The following is a 25,794-nucleotide window of genomic DNA, read 5'->3' as shown; positions in this document are numbered from 1 at the left end:
AGGTTGGGCGGGCCCCGGAGGGTCTGCATAATCGCAGGCAATGCCCAGGGAGGGATTCCAGTGAGCGCTGAGCGCTGTCCAGAATGCGACGCCGTGGGGGCCGACTGCGGGTGCGCGCCGGGGGGCGGTTTCGAGCCACTGCGCGTCCGTCCGTACGTGACGCTCCCCGAGCCGCGCCAGTTCGACGGCTCGCCGCCCCCGCAGCCGGTACGGGGCGTGGTCGCCGGCCCCGCGGGCGGGTACGTCCACCCCGGTGAGGCGCCGCCGGGTGACGACACTCCGGCGTACGGGATACCCGTGGCCTGGCCGGACTCCCCGCCGCAGGCGAGCTGGCCGGCCGAGACGGCCCGGCTCCGGGCGGCGGCCCCGGCGGCGGGCCCCGCCATCGAAATCGGGGGCGGGGGGAGGGGTGGGGGTGGGGGCCCCGAAAGGCGGTCCGGCGCCACCCGTCGCCGACGCCTCCCGACGATCCTGGCCGGCGCCGGCACGGTGGTCGCCGTCGGCACCGCGGCCCTGGCGCTGGGGATGCTCCCGCGCTCCGGCGACAACAGCGACACCGTCCTGCTGGACGCCAAACCGTCGGCGCCCGCCGCGAGCGTGGCTCCGGCCGGCCCCTCGCAGCCGGTGGCCACGCGCAGCCCCTCCCGCTCCGCCTCGGCCTCGGCATCTGCTTCACCGAGCGCCTCCAAGTCGGCGTCCCCCTCCGCCTCCCCCACTCCGTCCCGTAGCTCGGCAGCCCCGTCCCCGACCCCGTCGACGACACCGAGCCGCGCGCCGAGCTCGGCTCCGCCGAAGGCGCCGACGCTGAGGTACGGGGATTCGGGCCCGGAGGTGGAGAAGATGCAGCGGCTGCTGACCGGGCGGGGCTACTACCGGGGCAGGATCAACGGCAAGTTCGACAGCCGCACGGAGAACGCCGTCTCGGATTTCCAGTGGCAGAACGGCATCGACGACGACTGGGGCGTCTACGGCCCGCAGACCCGGCAGGCCCTGGAGGGCACCGGATGATCGCTCGCGCGGCGGCCCCCGCGACGCGGAGTGGCGCAGACCGCCCCGGGTTTTGTATCGTGTAGGAACAAAGTGGTTCCGCCCGCAACCCCTGACCGGTGGGCGGAACCGCTTGTTCTCTTTCCCGCCCCGTCTGGAGCACCGCCGATGTCGGCCAGCACCACCACGACCACCGCACCCGTCGTCCTCACCGCCAAGGCCCTGCTCCTGGACATGGACGGCACCCTCGTCAACTCGGACGCGGTGGTCGAGCGCTGCTGGCGGGAGTGGGCCGTGTCCCACGGGCTGGATCCGGAGGAAGCCCTCAAGGTCGTCCACGGCCGACAGGGCTACGCCACGATGGCCATCCTCCTGCCGGAGCGCCCGATGGAGCTCAATTACGCCGAGAACAGCGTGATGCTCGCCCGCGAGACCGCCGACACCGACGGTGTGGTCCCGGTGGGCGGAGCCGCGGAATTCATGGCGGCGATCGACGGCCTGCCGCACGCCCTGGTCACCTCGGCCGACGCGGCCCTGGCCACGGCCCGGATGACGGCCGCCGACCTGCGCATGCCCGAGGTGCGGGTCACGGCCGAGGCCGTCAAGGCCAGCAAGCCGGACCCCGAGGGCTTCCTCATGGGAGCCGCCGAACTGGGCGTGGACCCGGCCGATTGCATCGTCTTCGAGGACTCGGCGGCGGGCATCACCGCGGGCCTGGCCGCGGGCATGCGCGTGATCGGCATAGGCCCGCGAGCCGCGGCCCACGCCCCGACGGCCCACGTCGCCGACCTGACGTCGATCCACGTGACAACGACCGCGGACGGCGCGATCCGCCTGACGCTGACGCCGGCTGCCTGAGCGCAGGGGCGGGGATCCTCCACGGCTGGGGGGTACGGCCGGCGGGGTCCTGGTGACCGGGGTCGGAGGGAGTGCGGGGGTTTCCCGGCAGTCCACTGTCCTTCCGTGTCGGTCCGGGCCGTCAAGGGCACTCCCTTCGGTCGCGTCGCTCCGCGATGGCCTTCGGCCACCCTTGACTGCCCGGCCCGCCCCGGAATGCCACAAGACTGCCGGGAAGCCCCCGAAGGAACGGTCAGGGGGACAGTCAGGCCCAGGGGTGCGTCAGGGATGCGGATCCTGCCACCCGGTTCAGCCACATCCCGCCTCACCAGGACCACCGGCCCCGGCAGGGACCGGGGGGCGCCCCAGATCGCTACGCGCTCCTCACACCTCAGCGTCCGGCGGCCGTCTGTGGCTGGACATAAGCCGCCCATGACCGGCACCAACCCCTCCGATGGGGCGCCCGCGGCCCGCTTGTCCCTTTTGGTGACCAGTGAGGGGCCGCAACCCTCCTTGTCGGAGTGGGAGGTTGAGAAATCCGGCATCAGACTCCCTCTCGCCCTCATCTCGCCCCTTTTTCGTCGTCAGACGGTCTGCAGGCGCCCGGAAAAGCCGCCCGTGAACGCCCTCTTGCGTCCTCCGGCGGCGTGCAGCCGCCGAAAGACCTTTCACACCTGGCGTGTGGGCGGCCTATGTCCAGCCCCAGACGGTCGCCGGACGCCATGCCGTGAGAAGCGCGTAGCGATCCGGGGCGCATCCCGCCCGACCGGGACGGGATGGGCATCTCATCGCTGTCTGGTGCGGGTTGGCCTGCCGCGGTCCGGAAAGGCAGCCTGTGAGGCCCTCCTGGAGGCCTGGTTTGCCCGCGCGCCCGTCCCGGCCGGGCTCGGCGAGTCGGGGACGGGAACAGGGCCGGCCGAGACCGCCGGTCGGCATCGCTGAGGGCCCGTCCCTGCCCGGTAACCTCCCGGCCATTCCTTCGGGGGCTTCCCGGCAGTCTTATGGCATTCCGGGGCGGGGCGGTCGGTCAAGGGGGGCCGAAGGCCATCGCGGAGCGACGCGACCGAAGGGAGCGCCCTTGACGGACCGACCCGACACGGAAGGACAGTGGACTGACGGGACGCCCCCGAACACCATCCCGACCCCGCCCGACCGGAACCCCGCCCCCGAAGCCTCCGCCGCCCCGCCGTCGGTACGTCCACCCTCGCCACGCGGGCGAACAAGCCGGACCAGCCGCAGCGCCGCTCGGCCCCGCCCCCGCCATCCCTCAGCCCGCCATCCCTCAGCCCGCGATCGCCTCGTACAGCGAGAACGCGGCCAGAGCCGCCATCACGCCCGCCGCGACCTTCGTGATCAGGCGCAGCGGCACGTACTTCATCAGCGTCTTCCCGCCCAGAATGCCGATGCCCGCGACCGCCCACAGGGCCAGGACGGCGCCGAGGCCGACCGAGACGGGGTTGTCGTACCGCGCGGCGAGGTTCGCGGTCATGATCTGGGTCAGGTCACCGAACTCGGCCACCAGGATCAGCATGAATCCGGCGCCGGAGACCTTCCAGAAGGACTGGTCGGCGGGCGCCTTGACCTCCTCGTCCCCGTCGCTCTTCTTCAGGAGCAGCATGGCCGCGCCCGCGAGGAAGAGGACGCCGACGACGGCCTGGACGAGGCGGTGCGGGAGCAGGGTGAGGACGCTGCCCGCAGCGATGGCGAGGGTGACGTGTACGGCGAACGCGGCGGCGACGCCGGCGAAGACGTACGAGGCGCGGTAGCGCGTGCCGAGCATCAGTCCGGCGAGGGCCGTCTTGTCGGGGAGTTCCGCGAGGAAGACGACTCCGAAGGCGATCGCCGTGACGGCGACGCTGAAAGTACTGCTGAACACGGGGCGGAACCTCAATCGGTCGGGCAGGACGCCATCGATACCGAGAGACCTGGGGTGTTTCAGGAGTCGCTTCGGCTCGGCGGCGCCCTGACTGCGTCCACGCACCCGCCGTGAACGGGTGCAGATGAACAAGAACAGGACACTGCGGCCGAAGGTCTCGCTGGCCGGCCGCTGCGTGCGGCCTGCCTCCGGGCGCCGGCTGGGGTGACCCAGCAGTATGTCGACGGTCCGGCGAAGAGCTACTCCCCTTCTGCACTCCACAGAATACGCGACGGCCGCGACGGTCCGAAATAGGCCGTTGGTCCCGCGGCGGCCGGAACACCGGGCAGGCCGGACCGCCCCGCAGACCGGACCCGCCCGGCAGGGCGCGCCCACCCGGACCCGCCCGGCAGGGCGCACCCACCCGGCCCGCGCGTGAACAAACCCCCGCCCGGAGTCGCAACTTCCGTTTGATCGGGGGAAATTGCCCGTCCCACATGTGACGTGCTCATGTCGCAAACCTGTAACCTTGCGCCCGCCGCCACGCAATCTGGCGCCGCCACCATGGCCGCGCCCCTCCGGGGCCGACCGGCCACAAACCCCCCGCATCCAGGGAGCCCCTCATGGCCCTCAAGACCCTCATATCCGGCGTCTACGCGCGTCGAATTGGCGTGCTCGCGTCAGCAGCCACGCTCGCCGCCCTCACCTCCCTCGCGAACGCGCCCGTCGCCCAGGCCTCCCCGCCCGCCCCCATCAGCGCCGCGGCCGCCCGCTCGTACCTCGCCACCGTCACCCCGAAGACGGAGGGATCCCTCAGCGGGTACAGCCGCAGCCTCTTCCCGCACTGGAGCACCGTCTCCGGCAGCTGCAACACCCGCGAGACCGTCCTGAAGCGCGACGGGGTCGGCGTCGTCACCGACTCCGCCTGCGCCGCCGTGAGCGGCAGCTGGTATTCCGAGTACGACGGCGCCACCTGGACGAACGCCGCCGACCTCGACATCGACCACGTCGTCCCGCTCGCCGAGGCCTGGCGCTCCGGGGCGAGCGCGTGGACCACGGCCAAGCGCCAGCAGTTCGCCAACGACCTCACTCGCCCGCAGCTCATCGCGGTCACGGACAACGTCAACCAGGCCAAGGGCGACCTCGACCCGGGCAAGTGGCTGCCCTCGCGGACGGCCTACCGCTGCACGTACGCGCGGATGTGGGTCGAAGTGAAGCAGTACTGGGGTCTGAGCATGGACTCCGGCGAGAAGTCGGCCCTGGTGGGCATCCTCAACGGCTGCTGACGCCACCCGCTTCCCCCACCCGGCCATTCACCCGGCATCTCCCCCGCCAGGGGGAAGCCACGTCCCCCTTCCCCGTCGTACCGTGATCGAAGGGGCTACGGAGGAGGGGGAGTTGCATGGCCGGATTGCGTCTGGGGCCACTGCTTCGCTACGTCGACTGGGACACGGGCGGTTCGGCCACGATATGGGTCGAGGCCGACCGCCCGTGTACGGCCGAAGTGCGGTGCGCCGACGGGGCCGGCGGCAGCGTGCGCACCTTCCAGATCGCCGGGCACCACTACGCGCTGGTGCCGGTGACCGGCCTGGCCCCGGGGAGCACCACGGCGTACGAGGTGCTGCTCGACGGCGTGCGCGTCTGGCCCCTGCCGGGCTCGGCCTTCCCGCCGAGCACGATCACCACCCCCGCCGTCGCCGTGGGCGGGCGGCCGGCCCCGGGGCTGCGGCTGACGTTCGGGTCGTGCCGGCAGTCCGCGCCGCCGGCCGGCCGCCACGGGCCGCACGGTCCGGACGCGCTCGACACGCTCGCGGCGCGGCTGGCCGCCGATCCGGACGAGGCGCGGCCGGATGTGCTCCTGCTGCTGGGCGACCAGGTGTACGCGGACCAGCTGTCGCAGGAGACGAGACGGTGGATCGCGGGCCGGCGGGATCTGCGGGAGGCCCCCGGCGCCCAGGTCGCGGACTACGAGGAGTACACGCGGCTGTACTACGAGTCCTGGCTCGACCCGGAGATCCGCTGGCTGCTGTCCACGGTCCCCAGCCTGCATATATTCGACGACCATGACGTCATCGACGACTGGAACACGAGCGCGGCGTGGCTCGCGGAGATGCGGGCGACGCCGTGGTGGCGGGAGCGCGTGCTCAGTGGTCTGATGTCGTACTGGGTCCATCAGCACCTGGGTAATCTCTCGCCGGCCGAGCTCGCGGCCGACCCGCTGTACGAGGCCGTGCGCGAGACCCCTGACGGTACGGAGGCGCTGCGCGCCTTCGCCTCCGCGGCCGACGCCGATCCGGGTTCGGTGCGCTGGAGCTACCGGCGCGACTTCGGCCGGTCGCGTCTGCTCATGGTGGACACGCGGGCGGCGCGGGTGCTGGCCGAGGACGGGCGGGCGATGCTCGACCCCGCGGAGCAGCAGTGGTTGCGGGACAACGCCCTGGCCGGGCACGGCGGTTACGACCATCTCCTCATCGGGTCCTCGCTGCCGTGGCTGATGCCGCCGCTGATCCATGACGCGGAGGTGTGGAATGCCGCGCTGTGCCGCGGGGAGCGGGGGGCTCGGTGGGCGCGGATCGGGGAAGATCTGCGGCGGCGCAGCGATCTGGAGCACTGGGCGGCGTTTCCCGCTTCGTTCGCGGCGTTGAGCGATCTGATCGAGGAGGTGGGGACGGGGCCGCGGGCGCCCGCGACGGTGTGCGTGTTGTCCGGGGACGTCCATCACGCGTATGTGGCCGAGCCACGAATACCCAGCACGGCGCGGGTGTTCCAGTTGACGTGCTCGCCGGTGCACAACTCGATCCACGCGGCGGTGAAGTGGGGTTTCCGGCTGGGCTGGTCGCGGACGGGGCGGTGGCTGGGGCGCGGGTTCTCGCGGCACGGGCGGACGGGGCGGCCGCCGCTGAGCTGGCGGCGTACGGGTGGGCCGTGGTTCGGGAACCAGCTGATGACGCTGGCGCTGGTGGGCCGTTCGGCCAGGCTCCGACTGGACCAGGCGCACAAGGGCCGGAAGGGGCGGAAGGCCGCCCGGCTGGTGACGGTGCTGGACCGGGACCTGACGTCGGCCGGCTGAAGGGGACAGGTCCGCGCACGGCGGGGCAGAACGGCACGGAGGGGACGAAGGGTGGGGCCGACGGGCCGAGCTGACAGACTGTGCGCCCGGGCAGCCCCCGGACATACGGCGCGCCAACTCCAGGCGTACGCTGTATGGCTGTCAAGCCGCCCCTGCCGCTCCCCCGCGACGTCGCGGCGCTTCACGCCGAAGCACGTCAACCGGACTGGGGAGTCCCGCCTTGTTTGAGACTCTGGGGTCGCTGACAGCGAGTCCATGGATCTACGCCGTGGTGGCGGTGTCCGTCGTGCTCGACGTCTTCCTGCCGGTGCTGCCGAGCGGGGTTCTGGTGATCACGGCTGCGGCGGCCGCGGCGGCCGCCGGTGCGGCCGGTCCGGTGCCGGTGGCGGTTCCGGCCCAGGTGCCGGACATCCTCGCGCTGCTGGTGATCGCCACGACCTCGTCGGTGCTCGGTGACATGGCCGCGTTCCGGCTGGCCCGGCGCGGCGGGGCCCGGCTGGACCGCGCGATCGCCCGGTCCCGTCGGCTGACGCGCGCCCAGGAGCGCCTGGGTACGGCCCTGGCCCGCGGCGGTGGCGCCCTGGTGGTGATCGCCCGCTTCGCCCCGGCCGGGCGCTCGGTGGTGTCCCTCGGCGCGGGCAAGACGCACCGCAAGGTCATGGAGTTCCTGCCCTGGTCGGTGCTGGCGGGCATGGCCTGGGCCGGGTACAGCGTGGCCCTGGGGTACTTCGGCACCCAGTGGCTCGGCGCCACCTGGCTCGGCACGGCGGTCTCCGTGATCGCCCTCTTCGCCGCGGGCGCCCTCGCGGCCTTCGTCATCCGCCGCCCCCTCCCGACGGCGGCCCCGGCGGCATAGCGGCCGCCCCTGGCCGGCTCTTCACAGTCCGCCCGGATCCCCCGGGTGGAGCAGCGGCTCACCCGTTCACCCGGCCCCGATCGCCGCCCCGGGCCCGGGCTCCTAGCGTCCACAGCACGGCGCGCAACCGAATCCGCGTCACACCCGTGCCCTGGCCGCGCCGTTTCGAGGAGCCCGAGGAGTTCTCTCCATGCCCGCCACGCCGCTCGCCCAGCCGCCGAACCGCCGCCTCCTGGCAAGGGTCGCCGCCGCGACCCTCGTCCTCGCCGCGGCCACTCCCGTCACCGTCGCCCACGCGGCCTCCCCGTCCGCCGGCGTCTCCCCCACCGCGGTCGCGCCCGGCGGCCGGGTCAGCCTGAACGTCACCGGCTGCGGGACCAAGACCGGCACGGCCTCGTCCAGCGCCTTCGGCGACGTACGCCTGACCCCCGGCAACCTCGAGGCGACCAATCTCTTCGGCAGCGCCACCGTCTTCAGCAACGCCAACTCCGGGGCGTACACCGTCACCTTCGAGTGCGGCGGCTCGGGCGGTCAGCGCGTCACCGCAGCCCTCCAGGTCTCCTCCGGCGCGGCCCGCGGCGGCCTGGGCGGCAGCGTCGGCGCGATGAGCCCCGGCCAGATCGCCCTGGGCGGCACACTGGCCGCGGGCGCACTGGGCACCGGCATCTGGATCCTCCGCCGCCGCTCCCGCCTGACCTGACCCCACCGCGGCACGCGGGACCGGGCGGGTGGGGCGTCCTGCCGGACCAGGACGTCTAGGCGCTGGCGGAAGCGGAAGCGGTAGCGCCTCTGACCTGCAGACCGTCCAGCAGGTCCCGCGTCGCCTCGGCGACCGCCTCCACGGCGGCCTCGAAGACCTCCTGGTTGTGCGCGGCGGGCGCCCGGAACCCGGACACCTTCCGTACGTACTGCAGCGCGGCGGCGCGGACTTCCTCCTCCGTGGCCTTCTCGGGGATGGCGGGCGGGCGCAGGGTCTTAATGGAACGGCACATACACCCACTATCCCGCTACTGGGGCAGCTCGGCGCCGGACAGTTTCATGATCAGACCCGCCTGCAGCCGCGCCCGCAGCACCGGGTCCGCGACCTCGTCCAACAGCTCGGCGGCCCGCTGGAGGGCGGCGGCGGCCCGCCGGTCCTCGCGCAGGGACGCGGTCTGGTCGGCCATGTGCCGAAGCGCGATGTCGGCCCGCCGGTGGAAGAGCTGCCCGACGAGCGTGATGACGAGGCCGACCGAGCTGGTGACCACCCCGAGGTACAGCTCCCCGCTGGTCTCGGCCTTCCACACCGCGAGCGCCACCCCGAGCAGCAGGACGGCTGCCCCCGCCCCGGCGAACCGCTGGCTGGTGACGAAGCTGCTGCGTGCCTGCGTCAGCCCGTACGCGTAGTACTCGACCAGCACGGACGTGAACTCGGCGTCCCCGCGCCCGTCCCGCCGGCCCACCGCCGGCCCACCGACATCGGCGTACTTCGGATCCCCCGCACCTGCCGCGGGCTGCGCCACCTGCGCCAACAGCCGCGCCCGCTCGGCATCGCGGCGCCGCTCGAACCCCTCCCTGGCCACCCGGTCCAGCCGGACGTACGCCACACCGGCCCCGAGGAAGGCCAGCAGCCCGACACCCGCCACCACCCACTCACCCATCCCCCGACCATCCCACGCCCCCTCGACGCGCGGTCAAGCCTCCGGCGACACGAACCACGCACCCGGGCCCCCCGGTTGCCCGCTCTCCGGCCACTCCCCCGCCCCGCACCACGAGGTCTTCGCGCCCGGCGGACATGACGAAGGCCCCCGACCGCAAACGGTCGGGGGCCTTCGTGCTGGTGGGCGTGGACGGTTTCGAACCGCCGACATCTGCTTTGTAAGCTCGCCAAGCTAGGAACGCCACATCGGATAGCCTGCCTGCCTGCTTTCGAAGCATCGCGTCAAGATCAGCCGCGACCCATGGGTGTGCGCAGCCGTTGCCGTCAGCGGTTGCCGTCAGAACACAACTGCTGGCACACGGCTCCGGAGGCTGTGCATTGCTCATGCGTGCAAGCAGGTCAGAGGCGCGTGTGAGATCCGGCCTGCTTCAACCCTTCAAGGCCCTGGCGGGTTACCGTCCAGAACGGCTAGGACCCGTCTGCGTCGATCCGCTGTCCCGGAACAGAGTCATGCCGAAGATTTTCCACGCGCGCCAGGAAATCCCGGTGAGCCCGTAGCGTGTCGTCAAGCAGTTCATGCCAACCGCGAATCGCAATCCTCTCGTCGTTCTTCATCGAGGAAAGGGAGACGCTGCTCAGCTTGTCGGTGTGGTCGGCGATAAATGTGAGCTTCCGAATTGGGAATTGTCGACCAAGCGTGGGATTCTCGTTCAGGAAGTCATCCAAATCGGACAAGTAATTTACAGCCCGCAGATACTCATCGTTCGTAAGGTGGTAATCCATTCGCTTGATTTCGACGATCCAGAGAGTCCCGGAGTCATGCAGGAGAACGAAATCAGGCTCCCTGCGATGACGATTGATCGCCGATGTTACGAGGGCAACCCCCTCCTTCTTGAAGTACCAGGCCTCGAACGACTTCCTGACACGCTCTAGGGACTCATTCATTCCAAGGGGAGTCCACTCGGGGGCGAGTAGCCAAGGGGCCTGTTCGAGCAATTCCTGCAGCGGCTGCTCTAGCGTGGTCCCATCGTTGATCATCGACGAGAGCTTATTCACTACCTCGATGCGCTCAGATGCGACTTGCCCCAGCGAGTACATCTCTGCAATGCGAGCCTTCTGGAACAGGCCCAGGATGATATCCAGAGGGCTATCGGATACTTCAGAGACCTCATGCAGAGCTTCGAGAAGCGTTTTGTGGGGTCCAATCGTCTTTGCGAGATCAACGATCTTCTCGGCCTGTTTCGGGTCCGATGCAGCCTCGCGGTCCCGATCCGAAACGAGAAGTTTCGCAGCCTGCTTGACCGACTCCTGGTACGCCTTGTCTCCTGGGGCTTCCTGCTTTAGGCGCTCTTCAAGGTTCGTGGTTTGCTCGAAATCTGTCCAGACTTGCTTGGCGAGGGCGTTCTTCCCGCGCTTCGCCAACTCCTTGATTACGGCTTGACCCCACCGCTTGAGTGCGTCCCCTACCTCGGAACTCCAGATGATGTCCTGGCGGTCCGAGCGAATAAGGTCCTCGTTCTGGTCCAACCATTCTGCGTGGATCTCTCCCACCAGATAGGACCGAATGCTGTACTCACCCGTGAACCCGGACCCGATTTGGAAATCCCGCGTCTGGGCCACGATCTTCCCTCGCGAGAAAATCCTAATTCCCGCCATGGCCTCATCCTTGTACGGCTTGCGGGTGTAGGCGAGCCAGCCCGAGATCGGAAGCTTCTCGCCAGACTCCGTTTCGACGCAGCGGTCATCCAGTACCATTTTGGTGTCATCGAGAATATCGATGGCGAGTTCCCCAAGGTGGAGGGTTTCCTGGAGGAGTGTTTGTTCGGTGTTGTGCAGCTCGACATCCCAGTCGATGCGCTGAATTCCGAATCGGGCTGAAAGCTGGCGATGCAGCTCGTTCCCTGTGGGAACTTTCTTGCGGCGGAAGTCTCGCAGCTTGATGGTTGTGCCGTGGTGGGCGGACCATGTTCCGTTCAGATTGCCAGGCTTGGGGTGGTATACGGTGTCCGTGTCATCGAGGATGTCGTTCAGCGAGAGGATCAGGTGAGCGACCTCGTAGCCGTCCTCCGTTTCCTCGCCGCCGGCGGTGATTACCTCGACGGTCTCGCAGATGCCGAAGGGCGCGAGCTTCCCGATTCCCTTCCTCCCCATAACAGGCCTGTTTTTGTCGCGAGAGGAATCCTTTCCAAATCGCTTTCGGCGGTCAGAACCTACGGTGAGGTAATTGGCGTTCACCTCTTCAGCGGTCATGCCGTGCCCATCGTCCACGATGGAGATCTCGTACGGCCCTACAGGCGGACTTCCTGGCTTTTCTGCCAGGAATACTCCCCACGGGAGATTGACCTTGACGTTCTCGGCGTCGGCGTCGTAGGCGTTAGCGATCACCTCGGCCAAGACGGCCGACACCCGGTCGTACATCTTGATGCCCAGCTTGTCCACTGTGAGGCGACTGATCCGCATCGTGTACGGATTGTCGGCTGTTGCGGTTGCGGCGGGCTCGGCTGTGTCGTGACTGCCATCAGGTTGACTCGGGACCGAAAAGAGCATCCCTTCATCGTGCGTCGAACCTTCTCCCTGAGTGCTGCGCTGTCCCGCCACGTCCACCCCTCCCGTCAAGGACCGGCGCCGGATCTGATGCCTGGTCACTGTTGGTGCACTCAGTGTGATCCACGAGTCGTCAACGTGCCATGGATACTGGTGCATTGATGACCCTTCAGGGCTAAGATCACCCCATGCTCAGACCCAGCGCCATCGACCTCTTCGCTGGGGCCGGCGGCGCGACGAGAGGGTTGCGCGATGCCGGCCTCGGCGTTCTAGCGGCTATCGAGAACGACCCCGAGGCAGCACGGACCTACCGCACGAACCACCCGAAGGTCCGGCTGTTCGAGGCGGACATTCGGACCACCGAGCCGGTGGCGGTCCTTGCTGAAGTGGGACTGCTGCCTGGACAGTTGGACGTCTTGAAGGCGTGCCCTCCCTGTCAAGGCTTTTCAACTCTGGCCAAGGGAGAGGTAGATGAGGAACGGAACGACCTAGTCCTTGATGTTGCTCGATTTGTCAAGGCGATGCGGCCCAAGGTTCTTCTTCTCGAAAACGTTCCGGGACTTCGCCGCGATGCGCGACTTCCTAAACTGTTGGAAGTACTGGGCTCCGAGGGTTATCTTTTTAAAGGAGATTCCCTAGACGCCACCTCCTTCGGCGTCCCTCAGCGGAGGAAGCGGTTTATTCTTTTTGGCATCCGGGGGGATCTGCGGTTCAGCGAAAAGCGTGAAATTCTCGAATTCCTGCCAGCTTCGTTCGGGCGACCCAGGACGGTGCGGCATGCCCTTGGCCATTTGGAGCGATACGCTCGCGACAACGACCCGCTTGACGTGCACCGTTCCAGTAGCCCCGCGGTGCAGCGTCGCATCGAGGCCATTCCTGTGGGCGGCAACAGGTTCGATCTTCCTGATGAGCATCAGCTCGAATGTCATCGTAAACTAACAACACGCTCCGCCAGTAGCTCTTACGGGCGCGTAAAGTTGGATGAGCCAGCTCCCACGATGACTACGCGTTGCACAACCCCTGCTTGCGGTTCATTTATTCATCCAACGGAGCATCGGGGTCTCACGCTACGGGAAGCGGCCACTCTTCAAACGTTTCCTGTCGGGTATGTTTTCCAGGGGCATTACGGATCGATCGAGCGGCAAATCGGCAATGCTGTGCCCGTTCGGATGGCGAAGGGGCTTGGTCTGATCGCACTTGAGATTCTGCGCAATCAGGTCAAGCCTGACGATTGTCTGGCAACCTCAGCGGACACTCTTTAGAGCACCGATCACGGTTGTGGGATCGCCGTCGTATCGCACGTGCGGCTCGTTGGCCTCGGGGGGGAAGAACCGGGCGCGATAGCGCTGGAGGTCGCTCTCCGAGAAGTAGATAGCGTTCGGGTCGTTCGCGTGGAACTCGTTGCGCCTACTGATTCGGCCCCACAACTCGTCATGGCTCACCGCGAGATAGACGAGGAGCGGAACTGCCCCCGCGTCGGTGGCGATCGAGCGCCACTTCGCTCGCTCCTCCGGCGTCCAGAAGCCGTGATCGACCACCACGTCGTGACCGGCTTTCAGGTGCTCCCTCAGCTCGACGGCCACATCTTCGAGGACGGGGCGCTCAAGAGTCGGAAAGACGCCTCGCGGAAAGTCCACCCCGTAGACGCCGTGCCGGCGGAACATTTCCTCGTCCGGGCACAGGCGCACAAAGCCGCGGTCGGTGAGGGCGCGGGACAGGGTGGTCTTGCCGGAGCCGGGAAGCCCCACCATGAGGACGCAGATCGGCGGAGAGGGCAGGGTGAGGTTCGCCCGTGTTTCGTCCGCGCCGCTCATGCAACGACCTCGGATTCCGTCCGCCATGTCCGGCCGGGGCCACCGAGGTCTACGCCGTACTCCACAACGTTGCCCTCGCTGTCGACGAACTTCGCGGTCATGACGACTACCGGGTCTGCAGGTGTGTCGTCGGGATCCAGCTCTAGGAGTTCCACGTACTCAGGGGTCAGGCGGGAAGCGGAGGCCGTGTCGATGCGGTGGCTGATCGGATGTCCGGTCGCCTCCGAGATGAGCTGCAGCGAGGTCCCCCCGGTCAGCCGCTCGCTCATCGCCAGCTGCGGGATCAGCTGGGCGTAGCGAGCGGGAATCCACGACGTGCTGTGCGCGACGATGCCGTGCCGGTCCCGGTAGACGCGGCTACGGCGAACCACCTCAGAGCCGGGCTGAACATCCAGAGCCTGCGCCACATCCGCGGGCGCCGGCACCACGGAGGCCTGGTGCGAGTCGGAGCGCTCTCCGTCTCCCCAGCTGGAGCCTGTGCGGCGTCCGCGATCCTGTCGCTGAGAACCGGAGGACATGGGGGAGGGCGGGTCCAAAACCTCGGTGCCGATGCCGTGGATACCCCGAATGAGTCCGTCGTTGCGGAGCTTGCGCAGCGCCTTCTCGACTGTGGCCGTGCTGACCCGCCACTCTTCCGAGAGGTTCTTGATGCTCGGCATGAGGGTCCCCGGCTGCAGCTCACCGGACGCGATCAGCTCGGCGTAGTGGGCAGCAATCCTCGCGTAAGGCGCCCGATTGTCGGCCTGGCCTGCCATGTCGTTCGCTCCTCGTCGTGACATCCCTGAGGTTCCCTAGCTTACCGCTTGACACCACAGGGAACCCTAGGGAACCTTAGGGACGTGCTCGCCGGACGGTCACACCGGCCGGGGAGTGCAGGACCTCGCCGTGCCTTGCTTCAGGGCTAATCGAGGTCAAGGGGCCCGGGACAGAGCGGGCCGAGGGTCCCGGATCCCTGGTCAACCGGAGGGCAAGACCGAAAGGTCACCGTCTCGCACGCCTGCCACGGGAGCGCGCTCCCGAAGGCGAGACACGTGAATCGCCAACTTCCGCAGTCACACGGGTGCGGCTGGTTGCCTCCTCCGCCCGTCCGCCGTCTTCGGCGGCGTACGGGCGGGGTGGGGGAGCTGGAGTTCTTCCTGCTTCACAACGAAGTGCAGCCCCGGTGTTCGAGCACCGGGGCTGCTGTTCGGGCCCGTTCCTGTCTGAGAGGAGCAAGACCCAATGAAGTCCATCGTTGCACGTCACACGGGTGTTACCCAGCTTCCGGCCGACCTGGAGCCGACGGATGCGGAGCTGGATGCGATCGAGACGGAGATGCCGGTCATCTCCGCTGAAGTCGAGCTGTGGGACGCGCTGATCGTGCTGCTGGACCGGCCGGCGTCGGAGTTCGACGCGCGCCGGATCCGCCGGGCCCACCACCGGGTGCTGACCGCCCGCCGGGACGCGGCCAACCGCGGCGCCGGTACGCAGGCCTCGGGGGACGCGGCATGAACGAGCGCACCGTAGCGGCTCACGTCGACCTGCTGGACGCGATCGTGGGGGCACTGCACCTGCCGCTGCCGTCTATCGCGGAGGCGGACGAGCGGCTCTACTACCGGCTGCTGGAGCGCCGGGCACTCGCCGTGCGGGTCGTCATCGAATCGAACCGCGCCGTCAGCCGGGACCCCCGGCTGGCCGCGGACGCGATGCGTACCCTGACCGCTGAGGAGCCCGTCACTTACGCCCTGTACGAGGTCGAGAAGGACGGGGGCGACTGGTGACCGGCCGCCCGCTGACAGGAGCCCAGAAGGCTGTCCTCGGCCTCGCGTTCGCCCCCATGCTCGCCACCGGCGCGGCCGGCGGCTACGGCACCTACTCCAACATCAAGGGCGCCTACAACTCCGGTACCGCGCTCGGCGCGGTCGCGGCCGGTGAGGGCGCGACCGCGGTCCTGGCTCTGGTGTTGCTGGGGCTGACGATGCTGGGGCAGTCCTCCCCGGCCGTGGTCCGCGCCGGACTATGGGCCCTGCCGGCCGCCGCATCGGCCATGTCCGCCGTCGCCGCCCCGGACGGCCCGCGCATGGTCATCTACGCGATCACCCCACTGGGCATGTCGGTGTCCGCCGAGGGCATGGCGTTCCTGGCCCGCCGGATCGTGGTGCATGTCGACGGCCGGGACGCCGAGGCCGAAGCACGGGCGGCGGCCGTGGTCCAGGCCCTCGCCTACCACCGCGCCCGCGCCGCCAACCACCCCGACAAGAAGATCCGGAACCGGTCGGACCGGGCGTCGTGGCGCCTGGCCCGCAAGGTCGGCACCGCCGACACCACGCTCGGGGCCAGGCTGCTGGACGTCCAGCGAGAGCGAATCACCACCGGCGCGGACGTCGCCCTCGGCGACATGTTCGCGATCACCGTCACACCCCCCACCGTCCCCGTCACGGGTGGCCGTGACGCCGTCACGGCGGCTGTGACTCCCGCCCTCCCGCCAGTGCCCGAACCGGGTGCCGGGGAGGGGGCCGTCACGGGTGGGCGTGACGGGGAAGACACGCAGGTCAACGATCCGCTGACCGGCCTGAACGGGGAGGGCGTCACGCCTGCCGTCACACCCGTGACGCTCGACCAGGTTGCCGCCATCGCCGGGGTCTCCACGCCGCTGATCGGGGAGCCGCTGACCGACGAACAGATCGTGGTCGTCCTCAGGTTTCTGCGCTACTCCGCCGATCCCCCGCTGTCCTACCGGCAGACCGCCGCCGGGTTCCGCGAGTCCGGATTCACCGGAGGCGAAGCCCGGATCCGCGGCGCCTGGGCCACCCTCATGGCCCAGGAAGAGAGCCCCCGGTGACCACCGTCTACCGGTGGAGGCTCGCCCCCGACGGGCTCGCCACCCGCCGACAGCTCCGAGCCCTCGGCCTGCGGCCCGGCGGACAAGACATCGCCGCCCAGGTCGAGCGACCCCGCCGCCGGCGTGAGCCGCTGGTGGCCTACCTGTACCGGATCGACCTGGCCCGGCCGGTGCGGCCGATGACCGCCCGACGGGCCGCTGCCCTGGCCAAGGCCAACACGGCCCGCCGCTGGTGCCCTACCTGCCGCCGTGACGCCGGGTACGTGATCCCGTCCTCGCTCGGCATGTGCACCCCATGCGCCTACCCCGCATCCGATCAACACGTCTGACCTGCACCGCCCAAGCCCTGGAAGGAGGGAGCCGCCATGTCCGGAATCGACTGGGACGAGGAGTTCACCCGCATGAACACCGAAGCCCCCGAGAAGCCCAGCACGTCATCCAAGTTCTCCGCCACGATCGGCAAGCTCGGCGGGGTCCGCCGCAACACCGCCGCCCTCGCCGTGTGCGGCACGATCGCCGTCCTCGCGGTGTGCGGAACGGTCGTGGCCGTCACCAGCATGCAGGGCGAACAGGCCGCCCAGGACCGTGCGCGCGCCAAGGAGAAAGCCGCGAACGCCCTGGTCGAGGCAGAGGCCGACAAGCAGCGGGCACAGACCGAGGAAGCCGCGGCCAAAACCCTCTATGAGCGGGAGATGACCGTCTACCAGGAGTGCATGAAGATCCGCGCGGCGGCGGTGGCCAAGGCCGCCTCCTACGAGGTCTCGAAGATCCCCTCCTGCGCCGCACCGACCCTCGGCGGTGTGGCCCCCGGGAAGCAGGAGCCCTCCGGCGGTGCCGACGGCGGAATTACGTCCAGCCCCTGGCTGTGGGTGGCTGTTGTCGGCGGCGGTGGCCTCATCGCCTACAAGAAGCTCTCCGCGCCCTCCGGTTCCGGTGCGGTCACCCCCGCGAACAACAAGGGATTCACCTTCGAGAAGGGTGCATGAAATGACGCTCCAGTTCTTCGCCCTGGCCCTGTTCTGCTGGGCACTGTTCTTCACCTTCAAGAAGACCAAGGGAAAGCAGATGGCGATCTGCCTGATGCTGATCGTCTCCGGGATCTTCCTGCCGTACACGCCGTTCAGTGACGAGATCCGCAGCACCCTCGAATCGGTCTTCAACACGGCGAACACCACGGTCAGCAACATCGGAACGTCACGCTAGGCGATCACCCGCTGGTTACCGGTTACCGGTTACAGGCCTCAGACGCCCGGTTCTGACCGCCCTGGGGGCCCGAACCGCCGTCCGCAGGGCCTGTAACCGGTAACCGGTAACCGCTTCCAACTACACAGTGTCACTGAAGGAGGGTCGTGGAACTCCTCGTTCTCCTCGCCATCGCCTACCTCGTCGGCGTCGACAACACGCACGGCAAGTACGAGCAGGCGGGAATCAAGAAGCCCCCGCCGAAACCGAAGGACAAATGGTCGCCGACCAGGGCGCCGGATACATTCCGAAACGCCGCCTACAACGCCGCAGCGAAAACGCATTACGGACTCCTGGCGGGTGCGCATTGGGCCGGGGGCCTCCGGGATGGGTGGCGTTCCGCCTACCTGAAGAAGCCGGGCACCAAGCCTTCCGGTTCGCCTTCCGCCCAGCCTCCGCCGGGGCCCTCCGCACCCACCGCGGGGACCACCGTGCCGCCGAAGCCCACGGTGCCGCCCAAGCCGACCACACCCCCGACGGTCCCGCCGCCGAAGCCGACCACGCCGCCCACCGCCGCGCCTGCGCCGGACCCGACGATCCCGCCGCCCGGCACGATCCCGCCGCCCCGCACCGTCACCCTCCCCGACCGCATCAGGAAGGACCCCGCGATGCAGCCCAACCCGCCCGTCCCGCACACCGCAACCGTGGACGACAAGGGCATCCACGTCACCACCGCGAGCGGGAAGAGCCGCACCTACAGCGGTGGTGAGGTCATCACCCTCACCCAGGTCATCGACCTCGCCGAAGGCGCCGCCACCCTGTGCCAGACCACTTCCGAGGCCTGTTTGGCACTCGTCGACGAGTCCGAGCAGGTCGCCGCGGACTGCGACGTGCTGATCGCCGAGATCACGGAGAAGGGCGTCGGCGACAACTTGATCGGCAAGTGCGAGCACCTCAAGGAGCAGCTCGAGCTCCAGGCCGCCGCGGCTAAGAAGCTCCACGACCAGATCCAGGGCGGCGAGGAAGCGTGCCGCACCGCGTCCGCGAACGCCGAGGTCCGACACGGCGGCATCTTCCGGGCCGTCGCGGACTCCCCGCTGACCAAGCCCGCCGAACGCGACTTCTACAACGCCCGATAGCCGAGGAGAGGCCAGCATGTCTGTCACCGAATCCCTCAAGGACGCCGCGACCTACGCGGCCCTGCGCACCAAGCTCGCCTGGCTCACCCACCAGGTCCACGAGCACGCCGACGCAGTCACCACGCTCGCCTCCGACGTCAACGAGATCGCCGAGCAGATGCAGGACGCCGCCGAGACCATGAAGGCGCTGGCCGTGGACGACGCCACCACCGCGGAGTTCGCGGACGCGGCCCTGACCATGACCGGCGCCAAGGACGCGGCCAGCGCCTACACCGCCGCCGCCGACAGCGCGGCCGCAGCCGCCGACGAGGCGAAGACGACCGTCGAGAGCGAACACGGCGGCATCGCCGATGCCGTGGACACGTCGCCGGTCGAGATGGCCGAAGCCGCCTTCTACACCCAGCCGTAAGGAGCGGGCCATGGGGCCGACCCGAGCACAGTTCATCCAGTACGCGCCCGCGGCTCTCGCAGTGGCATCCACGACCGTCGGCCCCTGGTCCGCCCTCGCTGCAGGAGCGGCGGGGGCGGGGGCGTGGGCTGTCAGCGCCTCCGCCGCCGTCCTGCGCTCCCTGATCGCCTGCGGGATCACGGCCACCGGCTGCGGTATCGCCGCCCACGAAGTCCTGGCGAGCGGGATGAGTCCGCTGTTCGCTCTCGGGCTGGCGGTGCCGACCGGGGCGGCCGTTCTCGCCCATCACCGCAACACCGCCGGCGACCTCCCCGCCCTGCCTGCCACGACGGCGGCGGCGGGGGGCCAGAGTTCTCAGGCGCAGCTCATCACCGCGTGGTGGACGGAGTTCATCTCCGGCCCCACCCAGACCGAGGGCCGCAAGCTGATCCAGCCCGGGGCCCAGCTCGCGCACCTCGCCATCGAGGCCGGGGACGACCGCGTGTCGTTCACCGGGATCATCACGCTGCCTCAGGGCCAGCAGGTCCGGGTGAAGGCCGCCGATATCGCCTCCGTCTACCAGATCCCCGTCTCCCAGGTCGAGATGGGCGACCCGAAGCACTACGCGCCGAACGCGCTCCCCGTCACCGTCCACCTCAAAAAGGCGCCACAGCAGCCGCAGATCGCGGCCGGCGGCGTCCCCACGACTCCCGAGCAGCTCTGGGCCGCCTACGTGGGCGTACCCGAGGGTGCGATGCCCGGCACGACCCTGGCCCTGACCCGCTACGACGGGCCCCTGGACTGGGAGGGGATCGCTACCCGCGACCGGAAGGCGATCGGGACCGTCAACATCCAGGACCTGGCAGGCAACCTCCACCTATCGACGATCCAGATCGCTCTGAGTCCCACCGATATGCCCTCGCAGATGGGGGTGCGCGTGATGAAGGAGCACGCGCTGATGCACGGCACGATGCTCTCCTCGGTCGTCGACGAACTGTCCATGGACTCGCGCGGATACGTCCGCCTGGGCACCTACATCGACGCCCGCGCCGCTCTGGTTCCCCTGGCCCAGCCGGGTTCTGGCGCTCGCCACCTGTACCTCGTGGGCGGCTCCCGCTCCGGGAAGTCCGGGGTGCTGGAGCAGGTTCTTCTGTCCGCGCACAAGTCGCGGATCGCGGTGATCCTCTCCTCCCCGCAGGCCGGCACCATCGCCGGAGCAGGCCTGGCCGCCTACTGCGGCGACGGCCTGGACGAAGCGATGGGCGCCCTGCGGCTGGCCTACGCGCTGATGCTCGACCGCGAAGCCCGCTACCGCTCCCCCGCCTTCCCCTTCACCGACCCGCTGATCCTGATCGTCATCGACGAAGCACACATGCTGCTGTCGGTCTCCTCCCAGTACCACGCAGAGGCCAAGGCGATCGTCGAGCAGCTCACCCGCCGGGCCCTCAAGCGGGGGATCGGCGTCGTACTGGCCACCCAGACCCCGCTGGCTGAAGACCTCGGCAACTCCTCGATCATCCGCTCCCAGCTCCTGATCGGGGGCGGCGCGGTGTTCCTGCGCTGCGCCAAGGGACAGGGCTCCCTGGTCGGGGCGAACGCGGTCGAGGGCGCGGAGGGCATCGACCTGTCGAGGATCCCGCCGCAGTGGCCGGGCCAGTACGCCAAGGTCGCCGACCGGGACATGAGCGGCCTGGACACCGAAGCCGCCGCCAATCCCGAGGACGGCACCTTCGGCCTCGGCTACCTACTCACCCCCGGCTCCCAGGCCGTCCAGTTCCGCTCCCTGCACCTGGACGTCCCGCCCATCTCCCTCGCCGCAGACACGACCCCCGTCGTCATCGAGGACTGCCAGGCCTGGCGCCACCGGGAGGCCGTCACGCACACCCCGATGGTCGACCAGCGCGGCAAGAACCTGATCGGCAGCCTCACCGACCTCCTCACCAAGGCCCAGCAAGGCCCGCCTGTACCGCACCGGCGGCCCCAGACCGACCCCGCCGGCCCCGCGGCCCCTTCGGACGGACAGGAGCTGATCAAGCCGCGAATCCTCGAACTCCTGCGACAGGAATCCATCCCCATGACCGCCGAGACCATCGCCCGCAAGCTCGGCACCTCCGCCAAGAACATCAAGCCCCGCCTCTCCGAACTGAAGAAGCGAGACGAGATCACCAACGAGAACGGCCTATGGAGGGCAGCATGACCACCCGCACCGACACCCACTTCGCCCCCGTCGACGAGGACCTGTACGCGAAGGCGTTCCAGCTCCTCGACCCCACCCCGGAACCCGCCGCCCCCGCGGCCCCGGCCGTGTCCGTCATCCTCGCCGCCGCCCCGCCAGCGCACCGGCCCGGCCCGGTCGAGAAGACCCTCACCGACGCCCTCGCCTTCCTCAACACCCACGGCTGGGCCAAGCACCGCCTGATCCACCCCGAGGGCGCCCGCTGCTCCATCGGCGCACTGCGCGCAGCGGCCGGCGCCCGCAACGCCGCCTACCGGGACGCCGGGAAGCTCCTCCTGGACGAGGCCCGCCGCCAGCACGGCAACCAGTGGGCAGCGATCCCTGCCTGGAACGACTCCCACACCGGACCGCAGGTGCGCGGCGTGTGGGAGGCCGCCATCCGGCGCGCACACCATCAGAACATCTGACCCGGCTGGAGCTTCCCGTGTCGTTCTCGTTCGCCGACCCCAAGCCGAACAAGGAACCGTCCTTCTCCTTCACCGGACCGAACACGGCGGACGTGGAGGAGCAGCTGCAGGCGATCGCCGACATGGCACACGAAATCCTCCGCCTCGTCGCCGAGGTCCGCAGGCAGATCAACGACTGAACGCCCGCCCAGCAGACACAACGAGGGCGGCCCCGTCTCACCAGAGTCCGGGCCGCCCTCATCCATGTCCGGACGCGCCACCGACACCCTCAACAACCGCTGAAAGGCCCGCGTGAACCAGCCTCTGCCCGAGCGCATCGCCGACGCGCTCGCACTCCTCACCGGCACGCGCACTGTCCGCTGCCCGCACCCCGACTGCCGGGTCTCGGTCCGCTACCGCCACGTCGCCCCCGACGAGGCCAAGAGGCTGACCGACCTGGCCACCGATCACACCCGCCACTGAGCACAACAACGAGGGCGGCCCCGTCTCGCCAAAGCCGGGCCGCCCTCATCCACAACCCATCAAGAGACCTGTGGAGGAATCCAGCATGACCCACACCGCCTACATCAGGCGAGACCACACCAGCCGCCAGCCGTTACTCCTGGACGCGTTCTGCTGCCAGGGCGGCGCCGGCATGGGCTACCACCGGGCCGGATTCGAGGTGACCGGCGTCGACCTGACCGCGCAGACCCGCTACCCGCTCGGCTTCCACCAGGGCGACGCCGTCGCCTTCATCCGCGCCTTCGGCGCGGGATTCGACTTCATCCACGCCTCGCCGCCCTGCCAGCGCTACTCCCGTACGCAGAAGATCCAGGGGCGCGATCACCCCGACCTCATCGCACCCGTCCGCGAGGCGCTGGAGGCGACCGGCAGGCCGTGGGTCATCGAGAACGTCACCGAAGCCGCCCCGGAACTGCGGGACCCGGTCTTGATGTGCGCGGCCGTATTCGGGATGCGGACTTACCGACACCGACTGTTCGAGACCGGCGGGGGCTTCACCCTCACCCCGCCCGCCCACCAGCCCCACACCGCCCCCCTCAGGAAGATGGGCCGCCCCCTCCGCGACGGCGACTGGTACCACGCCGTGGGCAACTTCTCCAACGTCCCCTACGTCCGCGCCGACATGGGCGTCCCGTGGATGAACCGCGACGGCATCCGCGAGTGCATCCCCCCGGCCTACACCCACTGGATCGGCCGCCAGGCCCTCACCCACCTCAACGCTGTGGCGGTGGCCGCATGACCACGCTGCCCAAGCACCTGACCATCGCTCTCCGGCTGGCCGAGTGGGGCATCCCCGTCCTGCCGCTGCGGGAGGGCAAGGGCCCCATGAGCAACTGCCGCGCCTGCCGCAAGAACGCCTGCGGCGGCCGGGCGAACATGAAGACCCCCGGCCCCTGCGCGTGCCCGGCGCCGTGCCATGCCTGGGCCGCCGCCACCACCGACCCGGACATCCTCACCTCACCCGCATGGGCCCCGGCCTGGCAGGAGGCCGCAGCCGTGGCCTACCACCCCGGCGGCGCCGAGGTCACCGTCGTCGACCTCGACAACGCCGACGCGATCGCCTGGGCCCGCCGGACCCTTCCCGTGACCAGCACCGTGGCGACCACGCGCGGGGAGCACTGGATCTACCGCGGCACTATGACCTCCCCCAACGCCGTACGCCCTGGCGTGGACATCAAGTCCCTGATGTCCTACGCCCGGTGGCTCGGCACCGGCACCGGCGCCATGGCGCCGCTCCCGGACGTCGTGCGCGCGCTCGCCGTGAAGGAGCCCGCGGCGGTCCGGCCGGCGTCTCGCCCCGTGACTGCGTCGGTACCGGTCGGCGGCGGGGAGTGCCCCCACCGATCACCCGCCTACCTGGAACGCGGCATCGCCATGGCGGAGCAGCGCATCAAGGAGGCGCCCGAGGCCATCCACAACGCCGTGTACCGGATGTTCCTCGCCGTGCTGTCCGCCCACGGCCAGTGCGGCTGCCTCACCGACGGCCACATCGGCCGCCTGTTCAAGGCCGCGCAGGAGAAGGGCGAGTCGTTGCGGCACTGCGAGGACGCCTGGACCAACGCCCGCACTCAGTTGGGGATGTGACCGTGTCCGATGAGGAGAAGAACCCGGCGCGGCAGATCATCACCGACTACGCGCAGGACCACTTCCGGTACTTCCGCACCACCGAAGGCACCGTCTACGCGCAGAAGAACGGCCACCCCGTCGCCCGGCCCATCCGCTCCCAGGGCACGACCGGCAGCCACCGCCAGGAACTCATGGTCGGCCTCTACAACGACGGCCGCGGCTCATTCAACGGCAGCGCACTCAAGGAGGCACTCGACTTGATCGAAGCACTCGCCCTCAGCCAGGACGTACAGCCCACCCACATCCGCGTAGCCCCGGGATTCGACGGCGCGACCTGGCTGGACCTCGGCCGCGACGACGGCCAGTCCGTCCGCATCCACCCCACCGGCTGGGACATCCGCGTCCCCGACCCGCAAGAGGTGTGCTGGCGGCGCACCCAGCTCACCGGCGAGCTCCCCCTCCCCGACAAGGACACCAACGGCAAAGGCATCGACGCTCTGCTGAGGCTGTGCAACTTCGCCAACGCCGAAAGCGAGTGCCTCGCCATCGCCTGGCTGATCGGCTGCCTGGAGCCGTCCGTGCCCGTCCCCGCACCGTTCCTCACCGGCCCCCAAGGCGCCGGCAAGTCGACCGCCGGGCGCATGCTGGTACGGATCATCGAGGGCATGACCGGCGACCTGCGCCGCGCACCGAAAGACGAGGAAAACCTGATCACCGCAGTGGCCGCCGGATGGGTCACCGCCCTCGACAACCTCTCCCACCTGCCGCCGGACCTGTCCGACCTGATGTGCTGCATCGTCACCGGCGCCGAAAGCATCAAACGCGCCCTGTTCACCGACGGCGATGTCGTCCGCTCCCGCTACCGCCGCCCCCTCCTGCTGACCGGCATCGACGTGGGAGTCATCCGCCCCGACCTCGCCGAACGACTCCTACCCCTACGGCTCGTGCGACCCCAGGTACGCCGGACCGAGGCTGAGCTGTGGGCGGAGTACAAGCCGGCCCTGCCCGTCATCCTCGGCTCCCTACTCGACCTCACCGTCAAGGTCCGAGCCACCGAAGCCGACACCCCCACCGACTTGCGCATGGCCGACTTCGCCCACCTCTGCGCCCAACTCGACACCGCCACCGGCCTCAGCGCGCTGACCGCCTACCGGGCCAGCCTCGACGACCTCAACGACGACGTCATCGAAGGCGACCTCCTCGCCCAGACCGTCCTCAAGCACGCCGCCACCCTCGACCCGGGCGAGGAAGCGCGGATGACCTCGGCGGAGTGGCTCCACGCCCTCACCCAGCTCTACGCCGGCGAGGACTTCCGGCCCCTGCCCAAGGGGTGGCCCACCACCGGGAAAGTCCTCTCCGACCGCCTCAAGCGCCTACAGCCCACCCTCGCCGCCCGCGGCGTTCTCGTCGACTGGGGCCGCACCAAAGCCGCCCGCTACATCGATTTGACCCGGCCCACCGCCCCGGCGCCCCACGAGCAGCAAGCAGCGTTCTAACCCGCGCGAACACCCAACCCCTGCACAAGCAAGAAGAGCACCCCGGCCCTGGGTGGGGCGTGCTCCTCTTGCTTGTCCGGCGGCTTGCCGCCGCTGCAAAGGACGTGCCGCGCAGCGGCCCCTCACTTCGCGCTTGAAGACGCACCGCACCACAACAGAAACCCCTCTCTTTTCCTAAGAGAGGAGATGTTGCGTCACCCGCGTCACTGACGCCCTGAAAACCACCGCTGACCTGCCGGTATAGGGGTGACGCAGACGGCCCGCGGCTGCGTCACCTCACGTCACCTGCGTCACCGGCCTGCGTCACCCGATGACACAGGTGACGCAGACCGATGACGCACGCCTACCCCTTGCGTCACCCAAAACCGCAGGTCAGGCGCACGGATGACACAAGTGACGCGATGACGCAGAAATCCCAGCCTCGGACAAGCACGCGCACTTACCACGCCCATGGAG

28 protein-coding genes are annotated in these 25,794 nt (G+C 69.4%); 22 read left to right on the top strand and 6 right to left on the bottom strand.

Annotated features, from left to right (window positions below):
* The first annotated feature begins 156 nt into the window (after positions 1–156).
* Entirely contained in the window at positions 157–1,008 is an 852-nt protein-coding gene (locus K7B10_RS41340) for a peptidoglycan-binding domain-containing protein (protein ID WP_229340060.1), read from the top strand.
* A 147-nt stretch (positions 1,009–1,155) separates the two neighbouring features.
* Positions 1,156–1,845 carry an HAD-IA family hydrolase gene (locus tag K7B10_RS27495; RefSeq protein WP_229340058.1) on the top strand — a complete coding sequence of 230 codons (690 nt, stop codon included), beginning with the start codon at positions 1,156–1,158 and terminating at the stop codon, positions 1,843–1,845.
* Between the two features lie 1,261 nt (positions 1,846–3,106).
* Here K7B10_RS27495 and K7B10_RS27490 read toward each other — a convergent pair.
* Positions 3,107–3,700: a TMEM165/GDT1 family protein gene (locus K7B10_RS27490; RefSeq protein WP_229340056.1), complete on the bottom strand. Its 594-nt coding sequence runs from the start codon at positions 3,698–3,700 to the stop codon at positions 3,107–3,109.
* Between the two features lie 620 nt (positions 3,701–4,320).
* Here K7B10_RS27490 and K7B10_RS27485 point away from each other — a divergent pair.
* From K7B10_RS27485 to K7B10_RS27470, 4 genes are all read left to right on the top strand, one after another.
* Complete coding sequence (locus tag K7B10_RS27485; RefSeq protein ID WP_229345445.1) at positions 4,321–4,965, top strand: HNH endonuclease family protein; 645 nt, start codon at positions 4,321–4,323, stop codon at positions 4,963–4,965.
* Between the two features lie 116 nt (positions 4,966–5,081).
* Positions 5,082–6,749 (top strand): alkaline phosphatase D family protein, encoded by a 1,668-nt coding sequence (locus K7B10_RS27480; protein WP_229340054.1) that lies wholly within the window; start codon positions 5,082–5,084, stop codon positions 6,747–6,749.
* A gap of 220 nt (positions 6,750–6,969) precedes the next feature.
* Positions 6,970–7,605, top strand: a complete 636-nt coding sequence (locus K7B10_RS27475) for a DedA family protein (RefSeq protein WP_229340052.1) — start codon at positions 6,970–6,972, stop codon at positions 7,603–7,605.
* Positions 7,606–7,795: 190 nt separating this feature from the next.
* Positions 7,796–8,305, top strand: coding sequence for a hypothetical protein (locus K7B10_RS27470; RefSeq protein WP_229340050.1), 510 nt, complete (start codon positions 7,796–7,798; stop codon positions 8,303–8,305).
* Positions 8,306–8,360: 55 nt separating this feature from the next.
* Here the strand turns inward: K7B10_RS27470 and K7B10_RS27465 are convergent, their stop codons facing one another.
* From K7B10_RS27465 to K7B10_RS27455, 3 genes are all read right to left on the bottom strand, one after another.
* On the bottom strand, positions 8,361–8,597 hold the full coding sequence (locus K7B10_RS27465; protein ID WP_229340047.1) for a DUF2277 domain-containing protein: 237 nt from the start codon (positions 8,595–8,597) through the stop codon (positions 8,361–8,363).
* Between the two features lie 15 nt (positions 8,598–8,612).
* Positions 8,613–9,245 carry a TRADD-N-associated membrane domain-containing protein gene (locus tag K7B10_RS27460; RefSeq protein WP_229340045.1) on the bottom strand — a complete coding sequence of 211 codons (633 nt, stop codon included), beginning with the start codon at positions 9,243–9,245 and terminating at the stop codon, positions 8,613–8,615.
* 467 nt (positions 9,246–9,712) lie between these two features.
* Entirely contained in the window at positions 9,713–11,791 is a 2,079-nt protein-coding gene (locus K7B10_RS27455) for an ATP-binding protein (protein WP_229340044.1), read from the bottom strand.
* A gap of 185 nt (positions 11,792–11,976) precedes the next feature.
* Here K7B10_RS27455 and K7B10_RS27450 point away from each other — a divergent pair, with 185 nt between their 5' ends.
* On the top strand, positions 11,977–13,050 hold the full coding sequence (locus K7B10_RS27450; RefSeq protein ID WP_229340042.1) for a DNA cytosine methyltransferase: 1,074 nt from the start codon (positions 11,977–11,979) through the stop codon (positions 13,048–13,050).
* Here the strand turns inward: K7B10_RS27450 and K7B10_RS27445 are convergent.
* Positions 13,033–13,602, bottom strand: a complete 570-nt coding sequence (locus tag K7B10_RS27445; protein ID WP_229340040.1) for a P-loop nucleotide/nucleoside kinase family protein — start codon at positions 13,600–13,602, stop codon at positions 13,033–13,035. The two genes, K7B10_RS27450 and K7B10_RS27445, sit on opposite strands and share 18 nt — an antisense overlap.
* Positions 13,599–14,357 (bottom strand): GntR family transcriptional regulator, encoded by a 759-nt coding sequence (locus K7B10_RS27440; RefSeq protein ID WP_229340038.1) that lies wholly within the window; start codon positions 14,355–14,357, stop codon positions 13,599–13,601. The genes K7B10_RS27445 and K7B10_RS27440 overlap by 4 nt, the downstream gene beginning before the upstream one ends.
* A gap of 466 nt (positions 14,358–14,823) precedes the next feature.
* On the opposite strand from K7B10_RS27440, the gene K7B10_RS27435 reads away from it, so the two are divergent.
* The 15 genes from K7B10_RS27435 to K7B10_RS27365 all read left to right on the top strand — a co-directional run bounded on the left by K7B10_RS27435 (position 14,824) and on the right by K7B10_RS27365 (position 25,338).
* Positions 14,824–15,093: a DUF6284 family protein gene (locus tag K7B10_RS27435; protein WP_229340036.1), complete on the top strand. Its 270-nt coding sequence runs from the start codon at positions 14,824–14,826 to the stop codon at positions 15,091–15,093.
* Complete coding sequence (locus tag K7B10_RS27430) at positions 15,090–15,362, top strand: hypothetical protein (protein WP_229340034.1); 273 nt, start codon at positions 15,090–15,092, stop codon at positions 15,360–15,362. Before K7B10_RS27435 ends, K7B10_RS27430 begins: the two co-directional genes overlap by 4 nt.
* 56 nt (positions 15,363–15,418) lie before the next feature.
* Positions 15,419–16,423 carry a hypothetical protein gene (locus tag K7B10_RS27425; RefSeq protein WP_229345444.1) on the top strand — a complete coding sequence of 335 codons (1,005 nt, stop codon included), beginning with the start codon at positions 15,419–15,421 and terminating at the stop codon, positions 16,421–16,423.
* The gene (locus K7B10_RS27420; protein WP_229340032.1) at positions 16,420–16,752 is read left to right on the top strand and encodes an RRQRL motif-containing zinc-binding protein; all 333 of its coding nucleotides are present in this window, start codon (positions 16,420–16,422) and stop codon (positions 16,750–16,752) included. The genes K7B10_RS27425 and K7B10_RS27420 overlap by 4 nt, the downstream gene beginning before the upstream one ends.
* Before the next feature lie 36 nt (positions 16,753–16,788).
* Positions 16,789–17,409 carry a hypothetical protein gene (locus K7B10_RS27415; RefSeq protein WP_229340030.1) on the top strand — a complete coding sequence of 207 codons (621 nt, stop codon included), beginning with the start codon at positions 16,789–16,791 and terminating at the stop codon, positions 17,407–17,409.
* Position 17,410: 1 nt separating this feature from the next.
* Positions 17,411–17,626, top strand: coding sequence for a hypothetical protein (locus K7B10_RS27410; protein WP_229340028.1), 216 nt, complete (start codon positions 17,411–17,413; stop codon positions 17,624–17,626).
* Between the two features lie 146 nt (positions 17,627–17,772).
* Complete coding sequence (locus K7B10_RS27405) at positions 17,773–18,744, top strand: hypothetical protein (protein WP_229340026.1); 972 nt, start codon at positions 17,773–17,775, stop codon at positions 18,742–18,744.
* A gap of 16 nt (positions 18,745–18,760) precedes the next feature.
* Positions 18,761–19,153, top strand: coding sequence for a hypothetical protein (locus tag K7B10_RS27400; protein WP_229340024.1), 393 nt, complete (start codon positions 18,761–18,763; stop codon positions 19,151–19,153).
* Positions 19,154–19,163: 10 nt separating this feature from the next.
* Positions 19,164–21,329: an ATP-binding protein gene (locus tag K7B10_RS27395; RefSeq protein ID WP_229340022.1), complete on the top strand. Its 2,166-nt coding sequence runs from the start codon at positions 19,164–19,166 to the stop codon at positions 21,327–21,329.
* A complete protein-coding gene (locus K7B10_RS27390) occupies positions 21,326–21,775 on the top strand; it encodes a DUF6197 family protein (protein ID WP_229340020.1) in 450 nt (149 codons plus the stop codon). The genes K7B10_RS27395 and K7B10_RS27390 overlap by 4 nt, the downstream gene beginning before the upstream one ends.
* A 17-nt stretch (positions 21,776–21,792) precedes the next feature.
* Positions 21,793–21,954, top strand: coding sequence for a hypothetical protein (locus K7B10_RS27385; protein ID WP_229340019.1), 162 nt, complete (start codon positions 21,793–21,795; stop codon positions 21,952–21,954).
* A 112-nt stretch (positions 21,955–22,066) separates the two neighbouring features.
* The gene (locus tag K7B10_RS27380) at positions 22,067–22,237 is read left to right on the top strand and encodes a hypothetical protein (RefSeq protein WP_229340017.1); all 171 of its coding nucleotides are present in this window, start codon (positions 22,067–22,069) and stop codon (positions 22,235–22,237) included.
* 85 nt (positions 22,238–22,322) lie between these two features.
* Entirely contained in the window at positions 22,323–23,015 is a 693-nt protein-coding gene (locus K7B10_RS27375; RefSeq protein WP_229340015.1) for a class I SAM-dependent methyltransferase, read from the top strand.
* Positions 23,012–23,860 carry a bifunctional DNA primase/polymerase gene (locus K7B10_RS27370; protein ID WP_229340013.1) on the top strand — a complete coding sequence of 283 codons (849 nt, stop codon included), beginning with the start codon at positions 23,012–23,014 and terminating at the stop codon, positions 23,858–23,860. The genes K7B10_RS27375 and K7B10_RS27370 overlap by 4 nt, the downstream gene beginning before the upstream one ends.
* Positions 23,861–23,862: 2 nt before the next feature.
* Positions 23,863–25,338: an AICE element replication initiation protein gene (locus K7B10_RS27365; protein ID WP_229340011.1), complete on the top strand. Its 1,476-nt coding sequence runs from the start codon at positions 23,863–23,865 to the stop codon at positions 25,336–25,338.
* The last annotated feature ends 456 nt before the right edge of the window (positions 25,339–25,794 follow it).

It is taken from the genome of Streptomyces flavotricini, from assembly GCF_020639365.1.
Lineage (GTDB): Bacteria > Actinomycetota > Actinomycetes > Streptomycetales > Streptomycetaceae > Streptomyces > Streptomyces flavotricini.
This window is presented reverse-complemented; position numbering and strand designations above follow the sequence as displayed.